Raw genomic sequence first — 1,846 nt, 5'->3', positions numbered from 1 at the left:
CGACGAGACACCTCACGGAGCTAAGTTGTCAAGCAGCTTCGAGAAGTTGTGTGGGGAAGGCGAGGTTCTCGTCGAACAGGATGTGCTTTTGGAGGCAGTGGTAGAGCTGGCCGATCATCTTGTTGAAGAGGTTTCTCTGAGCGGCGGCGTGCCAGTCCCCGGCCTCGCGGCGGCGGTCGTAGTGGGCCTTTGCGCCCGGTGAGTGGGTCAGTGAGGCGAAGGCCCACAGGTAGCCGGCGTGGTTGAGCCGGTCGTTCTTCACCCAGCGTCTGGTGATGCTGGACTTCTTGCCGGACGCCCTGGTGATGGGGGACGCACCGGCGTAGGCCTTCATACCGCGGGCAGTGGCGAAGCGGGCGTGGTCGTCCCCGATCTCAGCGAGGATCCGGGCGCCGAGCTGGGTGCCGAGCCCGGGGAGGCTCAGGATGATCTCGGCGTCCGGATGCTGCGGGAAGGCCTCTTCCACCGCCTCGGCGAGCTGGTCGGCGGCCGTGCAGGCGGCGTCGAGCTGCCGCAGCAGAGCGAGCAGTTGCTTGCCGAGCGCGTCCTCGACCAGCGGTGGCTGATGCGCGTATTCGGCCCGCAGGACGTCGCGGATGCGCTCGGCGTCGGCATCGATCCGGCGCTGGCGGCCGGCGCGCTTGAGCGCCGAGCGCAGTTGCGCGAGCGACAGCCGGGCCGCCCGCGAGGGCGTGGGGGCGAGCTCCAGCAGGATGCGGGTCTCGGGGCGGCAGAGACCGTTCTGCCAGTGCAGGTAGGCGTCGAGGGCGGCGGGGAAGTACTCGCGCAGGAGCGAGCGGAGCTGGTTGGCGAGCTGCTGCCGGTTCCAAACGGCGTCCTGCTGGGCGCGGGCGAGGACGGCGATGGCGCGGGCGAGATCGCTGTCCTGGGGCAGCGGCCGGTGGGCGTGCATATCGGTGCGGAGGATGTTCGCCAGGACGAGGGCGTCGCCGGGGTCGGACTTCTTCCGTGTGACCGCGTGGCGGTCGCGGTAGCGTGCGGCGGCCATCGGGTTGATGGCGTAGACCTGGCGCTTTTCGGTCCGCAGGACCGCGACGAGCAGGCCGCGGGAGGTCTCGATGGCGACCGGGATCGGGTTGTCCTCGGTGTCGCCGTGCTCGGCGAGCAGTTCCAGCAGGAGCTTGTAGCCGGCCGCGTCGTCGGTGATGTGGCGCTTGGCCAGGAGCGTGCCGTCGTCGTCGACCAGGGCGACGTCGTGCGTCTTCTCGGCCCAGTCGATGCCGCAGTAGATCAACTTTCCCTCCCAGAAGTGTGGGTGTTTGCGCTGGTCACGAGCGCATGCGGGGCCACGCAGCGACCTAATTCCAGGCCTCGATCAAGGAACGGGCCGACACCTCACAAGCCGTTCGTGGCACCAGCTCACCGCACGGGCCCCGGTCTGTTCCCAGAGCTCGGACGGCTCGGGGAATGCAAGGGATCACCGTGCGACGGGCTCGCACCACCAACTCCAACGAGTGATCAAGCAAACGGTGTTGACGCCGCTGGTGGCCGTGAAGGCGCCGAACGCCGCCGATCTTGGCGGAGACATCATGGCCGGGCTGAAAGAAGGCGTGCGTCCGGAGCCCACACAACCGCCAGCAGCGTCAGCGCTGGGTGGGTGGCGGCCACGAGAGCACCGGATGGCACCGCTCTGTGGGAAGGCATCTTGGCCGTGACGTTGAGAGGTATCCACCGGAACTCACGAGACCACCACCCACCAGCTGGGTTGCGCAGCCGTGCTCGTCGGAGACCTGGACGGCCCGGTGGAGTGCAGGCGTCACAACCCGTTCGAACCACCTCACCGACCGGCGAGGGCCGGTGAGCTCCTTACAGGGGAATTAGGTGG

General features: G+C 68.3%; 1 protein-coding gene. It reads right to left on the bottom strand.

Annotated features, from left to right (window positions below):
* Nucleotides 1–28: 28 nt before the first annotated feature.
* Entirely contained in the window at nucleotides 29–1,255 is a 1,227-nt protein-coding gene (locus ACZ7IB_RS49120; protein WP_470921876.1) for an IS110 family RNA-guided transposase, read from the bottom strand.
* Nucleotides 1,256–1,846: the final 591 nt, after the last annotated feature.

It is taken from the genome of Streptomyces sp. NPDC037301 (genome assembly GCF_055602785.1).
The sequence above is the reverse complement of the archived record's forward strand: the minus strand, read 5'-3'. Positions and strand labels throughout refer to the sequence as shown.